This window comes from Nostoc sp. CHAB 5836, from assembly GCF_020829445.1.
GTDB lineage: Bacteria > Cyanobacteriota > Cyanobacteriia > Cyanobacteriales > Nostocaceae > Nostoc.
This window is the reverse complement of sequence record NZ_JAIVFV010000086.1, coordinates 1-19,603: the sequence shown is the minus strand read 5'-3', so window position 1 is coordinate 19,603 and position 19,603 is coordinate 1. Positions and strand designations below refer to the sequence as shown.

The following is a 19,603-nucleotide window of genomic DNA, read 5'->3' as shown; positions in this document are numbered from 1 at the left end:
GCGGGGGGATATTAACCGAACCGTATTGGGAGATATTGGGCATTAAACTTTAGGCGAGCCGAGGACATTCAATAACAGCAGTGACCACGGCAGTTTAATATCAGGTATCAGCCATGAATACTTTCTCAGCACAGGTAACACAGCCGGCAGCACAAAACGTAGAGAACGTAGCGATGCAGGCCGATCGCCATTTTCATCTACAAGATGATATTTCTTAGCCAGTTCGGCAACAATCTGCACACGTCCTGTACGGCCCATGACATTTGGTTCACCAGCAAGTGCAGCAATCACTCGTCCAGTTAATAAGGGAGTTTCCCAGTTGTAGCGATCGCTTATAAATGAGAAATTCTTTTCAGTGGTATTTGTTTGATTAATTTCAGCAGCAAAACGGGAAAAAAGCTCAGTACCAACAATACCTGGCCAAATTGAAACAGAAGCGACATTATAAGGCTTGAGTTCCACAGCCATATCAGCGGCCAGGCGATCGCACCCTGCCTTACCCACACCATATGCTGTATTAAAAAGATAAGACATTCCCCCCCACGAGGAAATGGTGCAAATTAGTCCAGAGTTACGCTTACTCATCATTCGAGCCGCAAAAACACTCGCAACATAGTGGCTACGAAGACCAACATTATTACTAGCATCCCAAAGACTTGGTTCACAATCCCAAAAGGGCTGCCCAGATGCATCTCTTAACGCCTGAACTCCTGAGTAAGCATTATTTACCAGTAGGTCAAGTTGTCCATGTTGCTCATCTTGAATGCGATCGAAAAGCAAACGCACCTGCTGATCGTCGCTGTGGTCTACTTGCACGGGAATGCATACACCACCGACTTCCTCAATGGCTAATTGAGTTTCAATAAGACTCCCGAAAACCGCATCACTAGAAGAGTTATTGAGTCTGCGCCCCGTGATGTACACAGTTGCACCTGCTTCACCAAGTCCAATGGCAATTCCCCTACCAATTCCCCGCGTAGCACCTGTGACTAATGTCACTTTACCTTCAAGGTGTTTCATGACCGCTTATTTGTATCTAATGTTGTTTGCTGGTTTCAATGAGGGGTTTGACCCCCTATTCACCATCTGTATCCACCAGAGGGGAGGGGTTCTGGTCAAACTATGCTTGTTGGTAATCAATTTGGGCCTTTATTCACCAGATGACGCTGGCTAAACAAGCGACTAAACTATGGATAATGTGAAGGAATTGTTGCTTTTAACACCACTTACATAAATTTAATCTCATTGTTAAATCTAAAATCTCATCCTGCTATATAAATAAGTTACCAGTTATGTCAGCCTATCAAGGAAGTTTTGGGGAGACCGCCGATTTGATTATTGGTGTTCACAACCAAGAAAAGCGCGAATTACCAGCAAATTCTGCTCCTGTGGGTGCTCTTGCCACAAGAGAAGGAACTATTTCTACGTTTCTTGCTCCCTTGACTCAGGATACTTTTAAACAAGTCGTTAAGGATGTCGAGCAAAAATTACAGATTGTTCATCAAACCCTGTCAATGCTAGATTCTCAGGGTTTTGAAACCATCTTGCAAGAAATGTTGCATTCCATTACCCTAAAAACCGGGGAATTACTGGGGGCAGACCGAACGACGATATTTTTACTGGATGAAGAAAAACAAGAACTCTGGTCAATTGTAGCTGAGGCGGAGGGCGATCGCTCTTTAGAAATTCGCATCCCCGCAAATAAAGGCATTGCTGGGGAAGTGGCCACTTTCAAACAAGTTATTAATATTCCCTTTGATTTTTATAATGATCCGCGATCGCATTTTGCCCAAGAACAAGAAAAAAGAACTGGCTATCGTACCTATACCATGCTGGCTTTACCGTTGTTAAATGAACATGGGCAATTAGTTGCAGTAGTACAATTACTGAATAAAATCCGATCAGGGAATAATCCCCATGCTCTACTTGCAGAGCGCATTGATACCAAAGGTTTTATCTGGGCTGACGAAGAATTATTTCAAGAATTTGCCCCTTCGATTCGCCTGATTTTAGAATCTTCGCGCTCTTTTTATGTCGCCACCCAAAAACAAAGAGCAGTGGCGGCGCTGATGAAGGCAATTAAGTCCCTCTCTCAAAGTAGTCTCGACTTAGAAGACACCCTGAAACGGGTGATGGATGAAGCCAAGGAACTGATGAATGCCGATCGCAGTACACTATGGTTAATAGACCGCGATCGCCATGAATTGTGGACGAAAATCACTCAGGATAATGGTTCAACCAAAGAGTTGCGAGTCCCCGTAGGTAAAGGCTTTGCGGGTATAGTAGCGGCTTCTGGCAAGAAATTGAATATTGCCTTTGATTTGTACTACGATCCTGACTCTGATACCGCCAAAAAACTCGACCAGCAAAATGGCTATCGCACCTGTAGCTTGCTTTGTATGCCAGTATTTAACGTCGATCAACAATTGATTGGTGTTACCCAATTAGTAAATAAAAAGAAAACTGGAGATTTTCCACCTTATAATCCAGCTGATTGGCCGAAAGCTCCCGACTGCTTCCAAGCTAGCTTTGATCGCAATGATGAAGAGTTCATGGAAGCTTTTAATATTCAAGCCGGAGTAGCGCTGCAAAATGCCCAGTTGTTTGCCACAGTCAAGCAACAAGAACAAATGCAACGGGATATTCTCCGCAGTCTTTCCAATGGAGTGGTTTCCACTGATAAAGCTGGGTTAATTATCGCCGCCAATGAAAGTGCCAAACGTTTGCTAGGGTTGGAATCAGAAGACCGGTTAGAAGGGAAATTAGTTACTGAGGCGATCGCCATCAAAGAAGGTGACTTTAGCAAGTGGTATCAGGATGCTTTACATGCAGCCGACTTCAAAGACCGCCAACAATATTACCCCGATCGCACACTTTTAAGCACTGGTATAGAACAGCACAGTATTAATTTATCGATTAACACAATAGCTGATGCTAGCGACCAAGACCAAATCCGTGGAGCGTTGGTGGTAATGGAAGACATCAGTGATGAAAAGCGGCTCAAGAGTACAATGTACCGCTATATGACTCAGGAATTAGCCGAAGAATTGCTGAAATTGGATGACGCTAAACTAGGAGGCGATCGCAAAGAAGTTTCGATTTTATTTTCCGATATTCGCGGCTACACCACTTTAACCGAAAACTTGGAAGCAGAAGAAGTGGTGAGTATGCTCAATGAATATTTTGAATCAATGGTGGAGGCAGTCTTTAAACATAAAGGCACCCTTGACAAATACATCGGCGATGCCATCATGGCTGTATTTGGTTCACCCTTAGCATTAGAAGAACACGCTTGGATGGCAGTGCAAACATCCCTAGAAATGCGCCATCGTCTGCACGAATTTAATCAACGTCGCTATGCAGATAATAAACCGAGAATCAACATCGGTATTGGCATCAATTCTGATACCGTAATTAGTGGGAATATTGGCTCTAGTAAGCGGATGGAATTTACCGCCATTGGCGATGGCGTTAATCTTGGCTCCCGATTAGAAAGTGTCAGCAAACAGTATGGTTGCGATATTATTATTAGCCATAACACTTTTAAACCATGCCAAGATTATATTTGGGCTAGAGAACTAGATTACATTCGTGTCAAAGGTAGAAATGAGCCAGTAGCCATATATGAATTACTGGGTTTGCGTTCCCATCCTATTGAAAGCGAAAAATTACAAGTGATTGAACACTATCATAAAGGGCGCGAGTATTACCTCAATCGCGAGTTTTCTTGTGCTAGAGCGGAGTTTGCCAAAGTTTTAGCAACTGATAAACATGATAAAGCTGCTATGTTACATCTCCTGCGTTGTCAGCATTGGTTACAATCACCTCCAACAGATTCCGATTGGGATGAAGGAGTCTGGACATTTCAGGAAAAATAAGTCTTAACAGATTCCCAATCCAAAATCTAAAATTTAAAATCCAAAATGGTATTAGACGTGGCTCAAAAGCGCAAATTTAGTATAGTACATATGTCTGATGCCTAAGTCCTAATTTATTTTCTCAAATCTTAGATTTATGGATTCTTCTCAAATTGAAACAGTTGCGCCTCTTTCTATAGATATTGCTCAGATTGCCTCACCGTCAACAACACTATCTCCAATCTCAACACTCAGCCCTCGTATTTCTAAAGAAGGTATTCGCACCAGTTTGAGGGCTTCCACTATCGATGGTATATTCGCGGCAATTTTCTCTATTGGCACTGGCGGAATTTTGCTAGGTAATTTCTTGGTGGAGTTGAATGCCAGTCCAGTGATATTTGGCATGGTAAGTTCTATCCCCATGTTGGTGAATCTCTTTCAGCCGATGGGTGCTTACTTGTCTGAACGCAGCACTAGCCGCTTTCAGTATTCCCTTCGGACTCATGGGATTGGTCGGCTACTGTGGCTGATTTTAGTAATTGGCATTGTTAGCTTTGGTGCAGAAGGGCTTAATTCCAACCAATTAGTAGTATTGTCACTTTTGATTCTCATATGCAGCCATCTTTTAGGAGGACTAGGAACTGCATCGTGGTTGAGTTGGATCGCAATGTTAGTCCCACGGCAATTGCGAGGTAGATATTTCGGGTTACGCAGTAGCCTTGGCAACTTAACCGAGTTGATCGGTTTACCAATAGCCGGTCTAGCTGTATCACATTGGTACGGGGGGACTATCCAAGGTTATGGGGTGATTTTGTTTTTAGGTATTATCTTTGGAATTGTCAGCTTAGGGTGTCAGTATTTCCAGGTAGACATAAATCCCCAATTACAAAATACTTATTCTCTTAACTCATCTCAAACAAGTGAGATTCAGCCAGACTCGTCATCAAATAAATCTGGTGAGATATCTGAAACAATCTCTCTGCCGCAAATACTAACTCCTCAAAACCAGATAGATAGCAGCATTTGGAAAAACTCTAATTTTTTGGTGTTTCTGCTTTATTTCGGCTCATGGACGTTTGCTGTTAACCTGAGTGCCCCGTTTTTTAACCTCTATTTGCTAGATACGCTGAACCTGGATGTGAGTTGGGTAACTTTCTACAACAGCCTGCGAGCAGGGGCACATATGCTGATGCTCATCGTCTGGGGTAGATTAGCAGATAAAATAGGCAATCGTCCAATTCTAATTTGTACTGGAATTCTAATTGCAGTCATACCCTGGCTGTGGCTGAAGATGGGTTCTAATCCTCTCGATCTCTGGCTATGGTTGCCGTTGTTACACATTTTCATTGGGGGTAGTTGGGGAGGAGTTGACTTGTGTAACAACAATCTTCAGATAGAGATTGCACCACTAAAAAATCAGTCTATCTATTTTGCCACAGCAGCAGCTGTTGCTGGGGCGAGTGGCGCTTTAGGAGCAACTATAGGTGGCTTCATTGCTCAATTTGCTGGGTCTTTTGGCATAACGGAAGTGTTTGTTGTATCTGGTATATTACGATTAGCCTCACTTGTACCACTGATTGTTAAAAAGGATTTGGGTAGTTAAGCTAAAAGTCCTCAAAACCAGGGCTGTTCGCGGAGCGTTCCCGTAGGGTAGCCCTTACTACAAACTAGACATTTGGTGAAATTAAATATGCGTTCCCCAGAACCCTTGTTTTGACGTAGCACTGCTACGTCAAAACAATTCTTTTTCGGAGATGTCTACTAAAAGCTTTTATTTTTTGTGACACTTGCGTAAGTCCTATTAGAGTGAAATTTGTTGGTTATGGATGTCAATAGACATAGGAGTGAAAATGAATGTAGAGACGTAGCAGTGCTACGTCTCTACAAGGGTTTCAGGCAACGCATATTTAATTTCTGGAGATGTTTAATAAAGAATGTTTCACTCAAACTGGAGATTTCTCCACCTACAGGAAGAACTGCTAACTTACATATTTCCTCTATAGTAAAAAGTATTTGTGACATAATAACAAAGTTGATGTCAGTAAAGCAGGCTCTAGAAATCTGTTGTTACATAAGCTCGACTTTATCAATTTTTGGTAACGCTAAACCTGACGCTAAAACCTATGTGGAGCAGTAGTTTTACTCTTTTATCTCACCGACTATCAGTGATAGGGAAAAAGTTTTTGCTAAAAAGCTAGGTTTTTTGCCGGATCAAGATAACCAAGTTTTTAATTTTGGATAAAGTCGAGATAAGCTGATATGCATTTAGTTTGCAATCTGCTTGTAATTTATGTTTCAATATGCAATTTGAATGCCAATTAGCTGATCTAATCCAAATTATTTAAATTTCAAAATCTGAAAAAGTTACGATGCCCAAGGTAGACACATCAAAAATTAGCCTTCAACAAGTTGAAGCTTTCCAGCAAGACGGCGTTATCTGCGTCAAAAATGTTCTAGATGACATCTGGGTAGAACGGATGCGAACAGCCGTTGACAGGAATGTATTAATCCCCGGCCCTCTAGAAGTTAAAGGCATCCCCAGATCAGAAGGTCATGTGGAACATACCAGTAGCTTATGGCTCACTGATGGTGATTTCCGTGATTTGGCTTTTGAATCTCCCCTAGCAACGCTCGCCGCTCAAGTATTAAAATCGGAAAAACTGAACTTTTTGACTGACGGTTTCTTTGTTAAAAAGCCGAAAACAAACAGCCGTGTTGGGTGGCATAACGATTTACCTTACTGGCCCATACAAGGCTGGCAGTGTTGTAAAATTTGGCTGGCTTTAGATACTGTCAACCAAGAAAATGGTCGATTAGAGTATATCAAAGCTTCTCATCGATGGGGCAAAGAGTTACGTGAGGGATCAGACCCCTTGTGGTTTGCAGAGCCAGAACCTCACGAAATTTTATCTTGGGATATGGAGCCTGGAGATTGCTTAGTTCATCATTTTCTGACAATTCATCATTCAGTGAGCAATATATCTTCTACACAACGACGTGCAGTGGTGACAAATTGGACTGGCGATGATGTTACTTACTATCACCGCCCGAAAGCATGGCCTTTCAGACCTGTTGAAGAAATTGATCTACCAGAATTTAAATCATTCAAAGCCAAAAAACCTGGTGAGCCGATAGACTGTGATATGTTTCCTAGAGTTGAAGTACATTGCTAGTCTTGACATCCTCCCCACCTTACTTCGTTGAAGGTGGGGATTCCAAAGATCACTCTTTGGGCTTCCTCTTTCCACGACCCGACTTATTTGGAGGAGTTTCCCCACCCAGACAGAGGTCGATGTCTCCAGAGGCGTTAGTTCCGACGTGACCCGCCGTACTTAATCCTTTTTCTAATATGTTTCGCGCCGCGTTCCAATCCCTATCTTGGATATGTCCACAATGAGGACAAACATGAGTTCTCGTACTAAGAGTCTTTTTGACAACCTCGCCACAGTTAGAGCAATTTTGACTAGTGTAGTGGGGTATAACTGCAACAGTTACCACGCCAAAAACTTTACCAAAATACTCAACCCATTCACGAAACAGCGACCAAGAAACGTCACTAATTGACTTAGCCAAGCGATGATTTTTCACCATATTTCGCACCATCAAATCTTCATACGCCACGAGGTCGTTAGACCTCACCACGCACCTTGCTGTCTTAACGGCAAAGTCTTTACGCTGGCGACTTACTTTGAGGTGTTTACGTGCAAGTTTATTTCTAAACTTAATTCTGTTTTGAGAACCCTTTTTAGTCTTAGACATCCGGCGTTGCAGTCGTCTCAAAGACTTTTCGCTTTGCCTTAGATGTCTAGGATTGGCGATTGTTTCCCCGTTACTATCTGTATAGAAGTGGTTCAATCCCACATCAATACCAATAGTTTTACCCGTTGGTTCTCGCCTTTCAATTCGTTCATAGTCGATACAAAATTGGCAATAATAACCATCTGCACGACGTACAACCCGCACTCTTTTAAACTGTTTAAGCTGGTAGAAATGCAAGTCACGGGTTCCCCAAAGTTTAAAGGTTCCCGCTTGAAATCCATCCGAGAAAGTGATATACCTGCGGTCATCAGAAAGTTTCCATCCACAAGTTTTGTACTCAACAGAACCATGTGTTTGCTCTTTCTTGAACTTCGGAAATCCCTTTTTCCCAGGTTTATTTTTCTTACAGTTATCAAAGAACCGAGCGATTGCAGACCACGCCCTTTCAGCGCTAGCTTGCCTTGCCATCGAGTTCAACTTGGCAACCCAAGGAAACTCTATGTTGGCAGCAAGGACAGCGCAGAACTTACTAAGGTCGTATCGCCCAATACCTTTGTTATCCATCCAGTATCTAAGGCTTGCATTGCGAACAAAACGAGCAGTTCTAATCGCTTCATCAAGCGCTTGATACTGCCCGTTCTCTCCCTCAAGTTTGGCCTCAAATACCAGCATATTTACGTCATTTACACTAACGTAAATCATAACACAGAAATTGTTAAAATCTCCACTGTTCTCTCACTTGTTTTGCTCGCGCAAAACGATGCTTCAAGAACGTGGAGATTTTAACCCACCTTTCATCCCCTCCCTACTTCGTAGAGGGAGGGGCATTCGGTGGCTCATGGGTAAATTTACAGGTGCTTGCTGCTATTGTTAACGATGGGCTTATAAAGATTGTCTTCAACTGAGTAGCAAGCATAGCTGGGATTTATTTAGCTGAGTTGATCAAAATCTTAAGTGAACATTAGGATGTAATTCTATCAAGTTCATTGAGAATATTGCTATCTCTATCAATGTCAAATTTCCGAGCAAAATGAGCAGATGATGCAAGCAAATTAGGCAAATCTTCCATTAGCAATACTTTGGGATGAGGGCCTCCAGTTGACCAATCAATATATCGGCGACGATCATTTTTTAGTTTAAGGTTAGGCGCATGAGCAAGTATAGTTTGAAAATACGACTCGTCTGTATATTTGAGATTACTGTAAGTAAGTCGGCAAGAATAAACCAAACTATATTACGAAACGTAAATACACCTTAAACCCTTATATTAGACAGCCAGGGTCTGCAAAGACGATTTTATGAAGAATTTTTAAGAAATTAACATTCTTCAGAAAAGGAAAGACCTAATACTGGAGTAATCTCCAAATGGCTAGCATCTCTGATGTACTTGATCCATATCGAAACCTAATTATTAGTTTTTCAATTTTTTGGAGTCGAGGATAATGTTGAAGTTCACTTGTTTGATGATTGTCGGGGCAGTATTGTCGATTACTGCGCCAGCTGTGGCTGAAAGTCGTGCGGTTAATATCAGCATTGGCAGTATTGGTGGTTCCTTAGATAATGCCGCTTTGAAAACAGTTCGTCAGGTTATTGGGTTCGGGGTAGGCACTGGCACTGTTGATAAATTCATTGTGTATAGTCCCAGGGTCGGATCTCCTATTCCCATCGAAGGAGGTTTATCTGCTTGTGCTGAAGCTGGCTTCGGCACAAGCAATACAAGATTTAATGCTTTTATCCAGGAGTTGCGTTCAATTAATCCCAAACCAGGGACTTTCTACAATGTAGAACTTACCGCAAGCTGCAAATAGAGACGTCTAATGTCTTTTGCACTCAAGGGCGGTAGGATGGGCTTCATACCTCAGCCCATCCATCGAGTTACACCTAAGCTTGATGACACTTTCTTTGTCTAAAGGCCATTTAATTTCTCACTGTACAGCACTATAACGCTTAAACAAAATTTCTTGATACCATGAGCAAAAAATCAATTTATTACAAATACCGACTCATTCTCCTATTAGGTGCAATTCTAGCTAGCTTCGGATTTGACCCGAAGACATATGCTCAGGACATTTCTGCTCCAGACACTACTGATTCTGTTGCAGTCAGTGTCAAAAATCAAGACTTTCCCCAGTGGGGATATTACACGGTACGAAGAGATTTCCGCAAATGTGTTTCTCCTATATGCGGGGGATATTTCATCAAGCAGGTCAACTTGAAAGCCACTCCTTGCGTCGATGGTGTTTTTCGTGAGGAATGCTATGTGTCTGCAATTGATTGGAGTTCCCTGAAAGTATCAGCTTACGAACTGGCCAAAATCCAAAATGATGATGGTAGCCGTGTGATCCTCAGAGGTAACATAGTTCCAGTGGAATTTCCTGGCTTCGGTGAGTTTGGCAATTTGAGAGTTAAAGAAGCCTTCGTAGCCGCTACATATGCCCCAACCAAAGGTACTTTTGTCGGACTAAAAGACAATGACATTCGTTGCATCACAACTCCTTGCTTCTCCACAGATCAGCTGGTTTTAAATAAGCCTAATATTTCTCAAGTTTCGTCAATCGATTTGAATCAAACAGGTGCAACAAGAGAACAAATTCAAGCCGCAACCAGAGAAATTTTCGGTCAAGGCTTGATTACTGTAGGTAGAACTGAGGCAGTAGGTAACTCAGATCCGACCAAGAAAGATGTTAAGTTTGTGGCTAGACAATTTTATCTAAAAGTGAAACCGAACTAATAGTAGTCGATTGACGAAAACGTTCTACTTTTGCTGGCTCTGCCCTACGGCAATGCGATCGCACTTTCATGATGCCAATCTGCTCGGTTGAGGCGATAAACTAAGCAGTCATCGTTACCAAATCGTCGAGACTCAACAAATTGGAAACCAAAACGTTCATAAAAGCGGTGAACACGGGTATTGCCAGCAAGTGGATCGACGAGTACAGCTATCACAAAAGGGTCAGCAAAACATCGAGTAAGTGCAAGCTGCATCATTTGGGTTCCATAACCTTTGCCCAAATCAATCTCTTCCCCAATCCAGATATCAATCGCGCGAAGATTCGCCGGAATATCACCCCAGTAGTGAGTATCCTCACGTGCCGGATCGATGATCTGAATAAATCCGATGGGGCGATGATCAATTTCAGCAATCAATTGCTCCCTCCATTCGGGGGCACGCTCAAGTTCTACCTCCCAGCCCCAGTCATCGTTAGGATCGGAGTCAACCACGTGAGGTTGCTCATCCCAATGTCGCAGCAGATCCAAATCAGTTAAGGTAGCAGGGCGGAGGTTTATCGTCATCGGAGGTAGCGGGGCATAGTTCATGCTGGTTCTCCTATGTTTTCAGTAACCCACTGGACGAGTCCAATGGTTAACAGACCTAGTAAATCAGGTTTATAATACAATACAGTTCACTTAAGGCTAAAACTCTTTGCCAAAGTCAATTTTTTAACGTAGACGCTTCGGCTTGCCGCAGGCTACCGCAAACGCGAGTGCATCTCCCCTTCTCCCACTCGTGAGAGGCTAGCGCCTTCGCGGAGCGTCTCGTAGAGAAGGGAGAAGGACGCCAACGCGGAGCGTCTCGTAAGAGTTGGACGCAAAGAAAGAGAAGAAAGAGAACAAAGAAATGCTTAACTGAACTGTATTGGGTTAGGGGGGATCTAAAAGTGTTTGGCTGTGATTTTAGGCACTTTTAGATCCCCACAAGCAGAAAAACCTCTGCCAATAAATTCACGAATTCTGCAACGCCGTTTTATTACTAAGTAAGTCGGCAACAATAAATCAAACTATATTACGAAACGTAAATACACCTGAAACCCTTATAAATGACTAAGGACAAATGACAGCCTTAGCCAGTTAGCTTTATTTGCGTCGCTCTACTTACCCAACGTTTCATTAATAGCCGTGATTAATAACTCATTTAGAGGAATTCCCACTGCTTTTGCCATAGAGGAAATCACACTTTTGGGGGCAAAAGAACAATACAATCCGGCTTCTAAGAACCAAGGTTGTCCCTTTGGGTCGATGCGGAAGTCAAATAAACTGTAGTGGCGACAACCCAAAGCCTGATGACACTTCTTAGCCACTTGCTGAACCTTTTGGGTAATCGGGTCGTTGGGGTCTACAATCCAAGACTTAATATTATCTTTAGCGGCGAAACGCAAGTTGCCATCGTCCGTTTGTTGGAGTTTATCAGCATGATTGCGGATGGGTTTGGAGTGGGGGTCTAACAGATACTCTTCAAGGGGTAAACCCACTAGTTCCCCGTCTTTGACAATGAGACCGCATCTGACTTCTCGACCGAGTTCGATAAATTCTTCTACCATCGCCTCCGAAGCATATTCAAATGCTTGTTTGAGAGCAGCGTCATACTCCGTAGCCTCTTTGACTAAAGCCATCCCTAAAGAGTTGTCGGAACTTACGGGTTTGACGATCGCTGGAGGTATAATTGTCGGAACGTCTCCTTGGCAAAGCAATTCTCCACGAGGCACTTTCACCCCTGCTGCTTCGACAATTGCTTTGGCTCTGGCTTTGTGCGCCGTTATTGCCATGATCTCCGGAGTATTACCTATATAGGGGATCTTCAGCAAGTCGAATAGGGCGCGGTAGTGAGTCATTCCCGGAATACAAAACATTTGTGGTAACACGAGGTCAATGTTTTGCGCTGTTATAAACTCTATGGCTTTAAACAGAGTCATCGGTTTGGTGTCAGCAATATCTTCTCTTCTCAGAGAAGGAGGAAATCGCCATTGACAATCGGGTGTGATGTATGCAATCTGAAAGTCATAGTGCGATCGCTCTGCTGTTGCTGTCAGACAGTCTTGGGCGTAAAGGCGTGACAAATCACAGTAAAAATCATTGTATGCAGACCCAACTAAATGAAGAATACGCAGTACTGACATCATTCATCTTCCTATGTTTCTACTGTTGAAATGTAAATATTTATACAAATATTGTCATTAGACCTCTTGCAAAAGTCCCTAACACCCCACCCCCAACCCCTCCCGAAGAGCGGGGAGGGGAGACAAAGCACAGCTTTGGCGGGGTGGGGTTCTTGGGGTTTAGTAAGTGATCAACCGGACATAATATTACGAATTACGAATTACGAATTACGAATTATTTAATCGCCACCTAATTCGACCAGTTTACCAATGTTGAAGTCTATTTTTACCCATCCTTTGAGTTTTTGGAGATTCTTCAGCAAAAGTAAGGGAATCTGCCAGTGATGCAAAGTAAAAAATGGTACAGGATCATCAAAACGATAAATGGCATCAGTGCCTCGCACTAAGGTATTAACCGATGTTTGCAATTGTTTCCAGGAACGGATACCAGTTAGTCGCCAGATTTCGTGATATATGAAGTAAGTGGGCTTGCTACTTGCTAGGGGTTCCAGAGGTTTAGCTAAGGGAGTTTTACCAAGATAGGCATCTGCAACACCAGGGTGATTGTAGAACATTGTGATTGCCGAATGAGTACGGGGATTGCATTCAATGGCGTAAACTGTACCGTTTTCAGCTTGGATAAAGTCGAAAGAAACTTGCCCAGTCAGTCGCAAACTCTTGACGAAGTGTTGCACCCATTCACGGATTTGGGGATTTTCGACATTTTCATAGTTGATTTGAAAGGCAGAAGAGTTTGAACAGCAATGCAATCTTAATTCCCCATCGCGCACTGTACTATGTGTGCATAATTCCTTACCGGGAATAAACTCTTGCATAATCCAAGGTTTTTCTGGACTGATGGGTAAACTGTTGACAAAGGCTGCTGTCTCTTCTGGGGTGTCGCAGGGAAGTTTGGTTAAATTTAAGCGGCGAACGGAGTCGTAATCAATACTTTTAAGAATATATTTGCGGGTTTCTTGACTAAAATCGAAATTGATAACTTGTTGAGGATCTGTGATTTTAAAAGACTTGGGGACAGATAAACCAAGCGATCGCGCCTGATCAGTGAAGTCAAATTTATCATCCAACATCTTGGTTATATCTGGATCAAAATGGAAAACTTCGCAGTATTCTGATAGTGTAGGCTTTGCTAAAGAGTCATAATAGCTAGCGACAGGACTACATACAGGTACATAAACGTCAACCTTTTCTTCCTTGACGATTTCCACTAGCGCCTGGATATAGCTTTCTGAGTCTTCTTGCGGAGCCGGAACTGTATAAAAATGACTTACCGCCTTGGAAAATCTATGACCAGACAACCAGTATTTGTGACCTTCAATCAAAATAACTCTGTGTCCTGCGGCATGGAAGGAGCGAGCAAGTTGCAATGCTTTAGTCATCTTGGCTCCACTTACCAAGATAGTTTGAGGATGAGCAGCTACCACAGCTTTTTTCGTAAACGGCGATCGCCTAAGGCGGGGCATAGCCCAACGCACAATCCCCCACAGCAAAGATATCAATACTATCAAAGCATTGAACGGCAAGGCGATTAATAATAATGTTAGAGTACCGAGAGTCTTGAATAGAGCTATAAGCTTTAGCCTAACACTCGTTGGTGAGGTTGGAGATTGAGGCAGAGATAAAGAAATTGATTGTGCCATAAGTTTTTTCTTTGTGTTTATTGTAGAGACGTTCCATTGCAACGTCTCTACAAACTTCGCTACACCACGCGTCTAATTAGAGTCACACCATCTCGTATGGGTAATAGAACTTGCTCTACACGAGGATCGGCGGCGACAACACGGTTGAACTGAGCGATCGCCTCACCATTAGCGGTGCGTTGTTCTGGTGGTAGGTAAACTTCTCCCTGCAACAAGGTGTTATCCACGCAGATTAACCCGTCAGCAGCCAGTAAGTGATGATCCAAAATGGTCTGGAAGTATTTTACGTACTCCTTTTTATCGGCATCTATGAAGATCAGATCAAATACTTCTTTTCTCCCAGCCAGCTTGTGGAGTGTCTCTAGGGCAGGTGCTATTTCCACAACGATTTTCTCACCGTGGGGAGACTCACTAAAGCAACGAAGAGCAAATTGGGCCACATAGGGATCTACTTCGCAACCTATGAGTTGCCCATCCCTTGGTAATGCTTCTGCCATTGCCAAGGCTGAATACCCTGTAAACATTCCTACTTCTAGAATACGCTTTGCCTTGGTCATGTGAACAAACATTTTCAATGTCTGTCCTTCAAGATGTCCTGAGAGCATTTCTTGCTCTAGTTGACGCACTGTTTCACCATCGCTGAAGCGCTTACTCCAGTCTTCAATGCTAGTTTTTTGCGCTAATGCTGTTAATGCACTTGATTCTGGGGTGGTGTAATCATTCAAGTAGGGATCTAAACCCGTCGCTAATTGCACCCCCTGCCGCAAAGAATCTAATATCTCTATGGGAATGTTGTTCTTTTCTGCTAATTTGAGGGTTTGCTGTAGCTGGGCTACTAAGATGCTATGTGGCGTTATTGGTCTAGCTGTTTCTCGTCCTACAACACTCGTCATATTTTCACACCCCCACTAGCTTGGCTTCTTGACTTTCAATATATGCGTCAACCCCTTCTCCGCCACGAGGGTATTTGGCACAAAGACGTTTGTGTTCAGCTAGGGCAGCATCAAGTTCTTCACGGGTCAGATCATTGGCAAAGAAGCACTCACCAATGGGACAAGGCATGGCTGCGCGTTGTTTGCCATCTCGTGTCAAGCTTATAGATTGGGTAGCATCCCAGAGCAAATCCTCATCTAGTAGAGGATGATCCAGTGATAAACCTATACGACTCATCAAGTTTAGGATGCGATCGCGCTCTACTGTTGGAATATAGCCGCGTTGTGCTGCAATGGTTGCAGACAAAGCCATATCTATATTGACCGCGTGACCATGATAAAGGGGTATGTGAGGTGCTAATTCTAGGGTAGGACTCCAAGTGTGACCGTAGGCAATGACGCGATCAAGATCTATTTCATGCAAGTTAGGAGTCTCCAACTCCAACATGGTTTTGATTGCTTCGTAGTTGACTTTATGGGCAATCTCTTGAAGTTCTGGTGTCCCATTCACGTGTCCAAAGTGAGTGGAAAGCAGTTCTTCGCCATATTCGTATAGCAGTTCAAATACTTCCGAGTTAGCAACTACAGCAATTTTCACCAACTCTGCCATCCCATTACGAACTTGAGCCGTTGGTAAGGTTTTCAAAAATGAGAAGTCCAGGATCACTTTCAAAGGTGCATGATATGCTCCCAAGCGATTTTTCAACTTGCGATGATTAACTGCTACCTTAATCGCTACACCTGCATCGATTAAACCAATCAATGTGGTAGGAATGCGAATGTAGTTACTCTTGCGACGGTAAGAAGCGCAAGCAAAGCCTGCTACATCAGTAATTAGACCACCACCAACGACTAAGACTGGTTCCTTACGAACCAAGCCAAAGTCTGAAAAAGCGTCAACAATTTTTTCAAAAGTTGCCAGGGTTTTATCTGGCTCTGTAATGATGATCGGAAATACTGTCAGTTCAATGTCATAGTGTCTAAAATATAACCTGATCTGCTCGCCGTAAAGTTCATGGACATTGGCATCAATTACAGTCAGACAGCGACCAAATTTCCCATAGCTATCTGCTATTTCTCTGTTTTTGATATCAAATGCACCGTTCACATAGACAAGACTAAAATCGATTTTTTCGTAACCTTGTACGTGAAACGCAGCTTCCGTAGCTTCAAACGATGCTTGAACTTTATTCATGTGTGTTGACCTTAATTCCAATTAAAAAATTGTGAGATTTCGGTAATAATTGCAATTTACCCTCATGTATGCCGGCAAGCAGTTATGCTCTTTATCCTTTCAGATAAAAGACAGGACAAGATGAGCTTTTAAGAAAAAGCTAACACTTATTGCTGACTGGTAATGTTATTAAATAACACCATTCATTTGAGTAATTTATCGCTACTACACAAACTCTCGTCCACCTCCGTGGACTAATACAAAATCATGGATTTTTAACCTGCGGAGGCAGGTTTTGCTTGTGTAGCCAAGCCACTGCGCCCTTGCGGTTTCCCGACTTGTTCGCGCAGCGTCTCCCCTGGGGAGAAGCAAGTGGCGTGCGATTTCTAATGGCCGACGCAAGTAATAAATTAGACTTTTCAAACATCCTCTTAGACTTTGCAAAAGTCATATCTTTGTAAGCTCCTCATATTAGACATCTCCAGACTTACATTTTTATATCCTCAGAGCGCTGTTTCGTTGCATTAGTCTCAAACCATAAAATGGCTAAAGACGAAGATGATTAACTGCATTCTATTCCGAATCACAGTATAATTTCTCTGTTTTCAGTAAAGTTACTACTCAGTATCTAACATAAATACCTTGGTAACTCGTGAAAAATTCAGAATTTAAATATATCTGAGTTACTAGTAACAAAAATATAACTTTATTAAGAAATGGTTTTGTGTGTTAAAAGTTTCTAAGTTTGCTTAAATTGCCTTTATACTCTTAAATTAAGCTATTTCAGCTTAAACCAGCAAATAATTTACTAGCCACTAACTTAAAAGTACATCACAAATCATAACATGAGACTAATACAAATCATAACATATGTAAATATATTTAAGTCAATCCACCATGCGAAGTGTACTGAATAACAAGCTAATGGCAAAAAAATATGTCTAAAGATAGATATTTTATACAGGCAGGTATTTTTTGCAGCAGCTATAGGACTAGTATTTGATTTTTGAAATATACGTAGGGGAGTCAGTCCTTTGGTGAGGCAGTCCGGTCTTCTCCCTTGGCGGTAGCGTCTCCCCTTCTCCCAAAGGGAGAGGCTAGCACCAAGGGAGAAGGACGCCAACGCGAGTGCGTCTCGTAAGAGTTGGACGCAAAGGAACAAGAGTTTCAGAGAGTTTTTGCGTAAGTCCTAAAATACTTAGATTTTTTCAGAAATCAAATATGATTCCTATATGTGTTTGGGTTAGCGTTAAAAACCACGCTGTTTCCATATCATATCTGCGTTTAAAATAGACACCGCTAAGTAAGTCGGCAAGAATAAACCAAACTATATTACGAAACGTAAATACACCTTAAACCCTTATAAATGACGAAGGACAAATGACAAATGACAGCCTTAGCCAGTTAGCTTTATTTGCGTCGCTCTACTTACAGCATTTTTCAGTTGTTTAGACCACAGATGAGACGGGGAGTGAGGAAGGTGGGGCCCCTGGAGGGGATAAGGGGTAATGGGGAGTAGGGAGTGGTGTAGTTCAATTACTTAAAGAGCGCTGTAACGTTGTACTAGATAGCTGTTATTCTGGCGGTAGTAAACGGGGAAATTGGCGAGGGCGATCGCTTAGTTACTTTCGATATAAAAAATTGAGTATTTCTAACAGATAAACTTTATTTAAATTAGTTTTTACAAAATCTTAATACTTCTCAACCTAGGTTAAAAAATCTTGGTATTGAGTTCATAATTAACAGCGATCGCTTTGTAAAGGTTAGTTGATATTTCTTGTCAAATTGCTGATGAAGTTACAAACTAATAGGTACAACACACGCAATTATTTTATGACTGCTATTTCTAACCTTGAATTCAAACGACCAATTTGGCAAACCGCGATCATATTGACCTTGGGCTTTTGGCTCAGTGCTAGTCTAGTTTTAGACTGGGTAATTATGCCTAGTCTTTATCTTTCTGGGATGATGAGCCAAGCTGGTTTTACCACAGCAGGCTATACGATTTTTTGGAACTTTAATCGGATGGAATTATTGTCTGCTGCGGTAGTATTGACTGGGGCATTAGCTTTAGGCAAAACCCAATATCACTGGCGTATTGGCACTATTGTTCTATCTGCGCTGCTGCTAACCATAGCTATGCTTGACACCTATTTCTTAACTCCGCAAATGTGCGCGATCGGAGTTCAACTCAACTTATTTGAAGCTGCTGCTGCTATTCCATCGACAATGGATTTACTGCACGGCGGTTATTGGGTACTAGAAGTAGTTAAGCTGGTAGTAGGTGGCACACTTTTAAGCTGGTGCTGGCGGGAGCAAGTTTAAGTAGATGGAGATGTATAACGGTGAGAATGTCCACTTCTAAATCTCACGCCAAAGACGCAAAGAAATTATTTGCGTCTTTTTGCTATTTATTTGTGACTTTTAAAACTTAAGGTTGATCTTTTACTGTACATTTTCAGCCTCTTGGGATATCTGAACAAATAAATATTTATGACAATCGTCTGGAAGATGCTATTAATTAGTTTTCATGTTCTCTTTACTGATTTATCGTGAAGTTTATATGTTTGTGCTAACTTTTTTTGAAAATTAGAGTAATCTAAATTTTAGTGAGTACGTTACTTGTCATCTACCATTTAGCTGAAAATAGCTATTTTGCAGGTATGTACTACCAATCAAGAATTTCGCTGTAAGTTACTGAATTTGTGACTCAAAATTATGTAGGGTGAGTATTTAGCCCCACACAACATTAGAACCCGTTTCCAGTACTTATGAAGCAATACAGTTCAGTTAAGCATTTCCTCCTTCTCTCTTCTCTCTTCTCTCTGTGTTCTCTGCGCCTCTGTGGTTCGTAAAAAAAGAGTTTCAGCCCTTTTGTGAACCGTATTGACTTATGAAGAGATTCCCTTGTGCTGATTTAGTCGCCTGTGCATCTCACCACATACCATCATGGCGGCAATTATCAGCTAACTCATCCTTGGTCGAAGGTTTACTATTCTCGTTGTACAAGTGATGATTTTGCCCAATCCCTACACTAAGAGTTGCTCCAATACAGTTCAGATAAGATAATTTGTCTATCGATAACGCTTGTAGAGACGTTGCAATGCAACGTCTCTACACACCATAACACCTCACCAATAACCTTAACCGAACCGTATTGAGAGTTGCTCTACAATCACAAACCTAAGTAAGCTGGCATAAATAAACTTTCATTATGTTACGAAACGTAAATACGCTTAAAGTCCTTACTAATGACCAATGACAAAGGACAAATGACAGCCCTTGCCAGTTAGCTTCAATTGCGCCAACCTACTTCAGTAAGAAATTGAGCTTTTTGAATGCTTAG

At 42.1% G+C, this 19,603-nt stretch carries 14 protein-coding genes; 6 read left to right on the top strand and 8 right to left on the bottom strand.

The window, feature by feature from the left end; translation table 11 throughout:
• Nucleotides 1–42: 42 nt before the first annotated feature.
• Nucleotides 43–1,020 carry an SDR family NAD(P)-dependent oxidoreductase gene (locus LC605_RS17980; protein ID WP_229548878.1) on the bottom strand — a complete coding sequence of 326 codons (978 nt, stop codon included), beginning with the start codon at nt 1,018–1,020 and terminating at the stop codon, nt 43–45.
• A 272-nt stretch (nt 1,021–1,292) separates the two neighbouring features.
• Here LC605_RS17980 and LC605_RS17975 point away from each other — a divergent pair, with 272 nt between their 5' ends.
• From LC605_RS17975 to LC605_RS17965, 3 genes are all read left to right on the top strand, one after another.
• Nucleotides 1,293–3,878: an adenylate/guanylate cyclase domain-containing protein gene (locus tag LC605_RS17975; protein ID WP_229548877.1), complete on the top strand. Its 2,586-nt coding sequence runs from the start codon at nt 1,293–1,295 to the stop codon at nt 3,876–3,878.
• A 136-nt stretch (nt 3,879–4,014) separates the two neighbouring features.
• Nucleotides 4,015–5,460, top strand: a complete 1,446-nt coding sequence (locus tag LC605_RS17970) for an MFS transporter (protein WP_229548876.1) — start codon at nt 4,015–4,017, stop codon at nt 5,458–5,460.
• A 766-nt stretch (nt 5,461–6,226) separates the two neighbouring features.
• Entirely contained in the window at nt 6,227–7,030 is an 804-nt protein-coding gene (locus LC605_RS17965; RefSeq protein ID WP_229548875.1) for a phytanoyl-CoA dioxygenase family protein, read from the top strand.
• A gap of 49 nt (nt 7,031–7,079) precedes the next feature.
• On the opposite strand, the gene LC605_RS17960 is transcribed toward LC605_RS17965, so the two are convergent.
• Both LC605_RS17960 and LC605_RS34190 read right to left on the bottom strand, forming a co-directional pair.
• The gene (locus tag LC605_RS17960) at nt 7,080–8,288 is read right to left on the bottom strand and encodes a transposase (protein WP_229548886.1); all 1,209 of its coding nucleotides are present in this window, start codon (nt 8,286–8,288) and stop codon (nt 7,080–7,082) included.
• 289 nt (nt 8,289–8,577) lie between these two features.
• A complete protein-coding gene (locus LC605_RS34190) occupies nt 8,578–8,844 on the bottom strand; it encodes a beta-1,6-N-acetylglucosaminyltransferase (RefSeq protein ID WP_369010362.1) in 267 nt (88 codons plus the stop codon).
• Nucleotides 8,845–9,058: 214 nt separating this feature from the next.
• On the opposite strand from LC605_RS34190, the gene LC605_RS17955 reads away from it, so the two are divergent.
• Complete coding sequence (locus tag LC605_RS17955; RefSeq protein ID WP_229548874.1) at nt 9,059–9,424, top strand: hypothetical protein; 366 nt, start codon at nt 9,059–9,061, stop codon at nt 9,422–9,424.
• 161 nt (nt 9,425–9,585) lie between these two features.
• Complete coding sequence (locus LC605_RS17950) at nt 9,586–10,347, top strand: DUF6748 domain-containing protein (protein WP_229548873.1); 762 nt, start codon at nt 9,586–9,588, stop codon at nt 10,345–10,347.
• 44 nt (nt 10,348–10,391) lie between these two features.
• On the opposite strand, the gene LC605_RS17945 is transcribed toward LC605_RS17950, so the two are convergent.
• The 5 genes from LC605_RS17945 to LC605_RS17925 all read right to left on the bottom strand — a co-directional run bounded on the left by LC605_RS17945 (nt 10,392) and on the right by LC605_RS17925 (nt 16,278).
• The gene (locus LC605_RS17945; RefSeq protein WP_229548872.1) at nt 10,392–10,934 is read right to left on the bottom strand and encodes a GNAT family N-acetyltransferase; all 543 of its coding nucleotides are present in this window, start codon (nt 10,932–10,934) and stop codon (nt 10,392–10,394) included.
• Nucleotides 10,935–11,485: 551 nt separating this feature from the next.
• Complete coding sequence (locus LC605_RS17940) at nt 11,486–12,511, bottom strand: D-alanine--D-alanine ligase (protein ID WP_229548885.1); 1,026 nt, start codon at nt 12,509–12,511, stop codon at nt 11,486–11,488.
• 218 nt (nt 12,512–12,729) lie between these two features.
• Nucleotides 12,730–14,151 carry an ATP-grasp domain-containing protein gene (locus tag LC605_RS17935; protein WP_229548871.1) on the bottom strand — a complete coding sequence of 474 codons (1,422 nt, stop codon included), beginning with the start codon at nt 14,149–14,151 and terminating at the stop codon, nt 12,730–12,732.
• A gap of 59 nt (nt 14,152–14,210) precedes the next feature.
• Nucleotides 14,211–15,044: an O-methyltransferase gene (locus tag LC605_RS17930; protein WP_229548870.1), complete on the bottom strand. Its 834-nt coding sequence runs from the start codon at nt 15,042–15,044 to the stop codon at nt 14,211–14,213.
• 4 nt (nt 15,045–15,048) lie between these two features.
• Complete coding sequence (locus tag LC605_RS17925; RefSeq protein ID WP_229548869.1) at nt 15,049–16,278, bottom strand: sedoheptulose 7-phosphate cyclase; 1,230 nt, start codon at nt 16,276–16,278, stop codon at nt 15,049–15,051.
• Between the two features lie 1,812 nt (nt 16,279–18,090).
• Here LC605_RS17925 and LC605_RS17920 point away from each other — a divergent pair.
• Entirely contained in the window at nt 18,091–18,582 is a 492-nt protein-coding gene (locus tag LC605_RS17920) for a hypothetical protein (protein WP_229548868.1), read from the top strand.
• Nucleotides 18,583–19,603: the final 1,021 nt, after the last annotated feature.

What these genes read in the sequence shown, in the direction of transcription:
- LC605_RS17940 (WP_229548885.1), bottom strand. Translation starts at nt 12,511, where the DNA reads ATGTCAGTACTGCGTATTCTTCATTTAGTTGGGTCTGCATACAATGAT.
- LC605_RS17960 (WP_229548886.1), bottom strand. Translation starts at nt 8,288, where the DNA reads ATGCTGGTATTTGAGGCCAAACTTGAGGGAGAGAACGGGCAGTATCAA.
- LC605_RS17975 (WP_229548877.1), top strand. Translation starts at nt 1,293, where the DNA reads ATGTCAGCCTATCAAGGAAGTTTTGGGGAGACCGCCGATTTGATTATT.
- LC605_RS17925 (WP_229548869.1), bottom strand. Translation starts at nt 16,278, where the DNA reads ATGAATAAAGTTCAAGCATCGTTTGAAGCTACGGAAGCTGCGTTTCAC.
- LC605_RS17965 (WP_229548875.1), top strand. Translation starts at nt 6,227, where the DNA reads ATGCCCAAGGTAGACACATCAAAAATTAGCCTTCAACAAGTTGAAGCT.
- LC605_RS17955 (WP_229548874.1), top strand. Translation starts at nt 9,059, where the DNA reads ATGTTGAAGTTCACTTGTTTGATGATTGTCGGGGCAGTATTGTCGATT.
- LC605_RS17920 (WP_229548868.1), top strand. Translation starts at nt 18,091, where the DNA reads ATGACTGCTATTTCTAACCTTGAATTCAAACGACCAATTTGGCAAACC.
- LC605_RS17950 (WP_229548873.1), top strand. Translation starts at nt 9,586, where the DNA reads ATGAGCAAAAAATCAATTTATTACAAATACCGACTCATTCTCCTATTA.
- LC605_RS17945 (WP_229548872.1), bottom strand. Translation starts at nt 10,934, where the DNA reads ATGAACTATGCCCCGCTACCTCCGATGACGATAAACCTCCGCCCTGCT.
- LC605_RS17935 (WP_229548871.1), bottom strand. Translation starts at nt 14,151, where the DNA reads ATGGCACAATCAATTTCTTTATCTCTGCCTCAATCTCCAACCTCACCA.
- LC605_RS17930 (WP_229548870.1), bottom strand. Translation starts at nt 15,044, where the DNA reads ATGACGAGTGTTGTAGGACGAGAAACAGCTAGACCAATAACGCCACAT.
- LC605_RS17970 (WP_229548876.1), top strand. Translation starts at nt 4,015, where the DNA reads ATGGATTCTTCTCAAATTGAAACAGTTGCGCCTCTTTCTATAGATATT.
- LC605_RS17980 (WP_229548878.1), bottom strand. Translation starts at nt 1,020, where the DNA reads ATGAAACACCTTGAAGGTAAAGTGACATTAGTCACAGGTGCTACGCGG.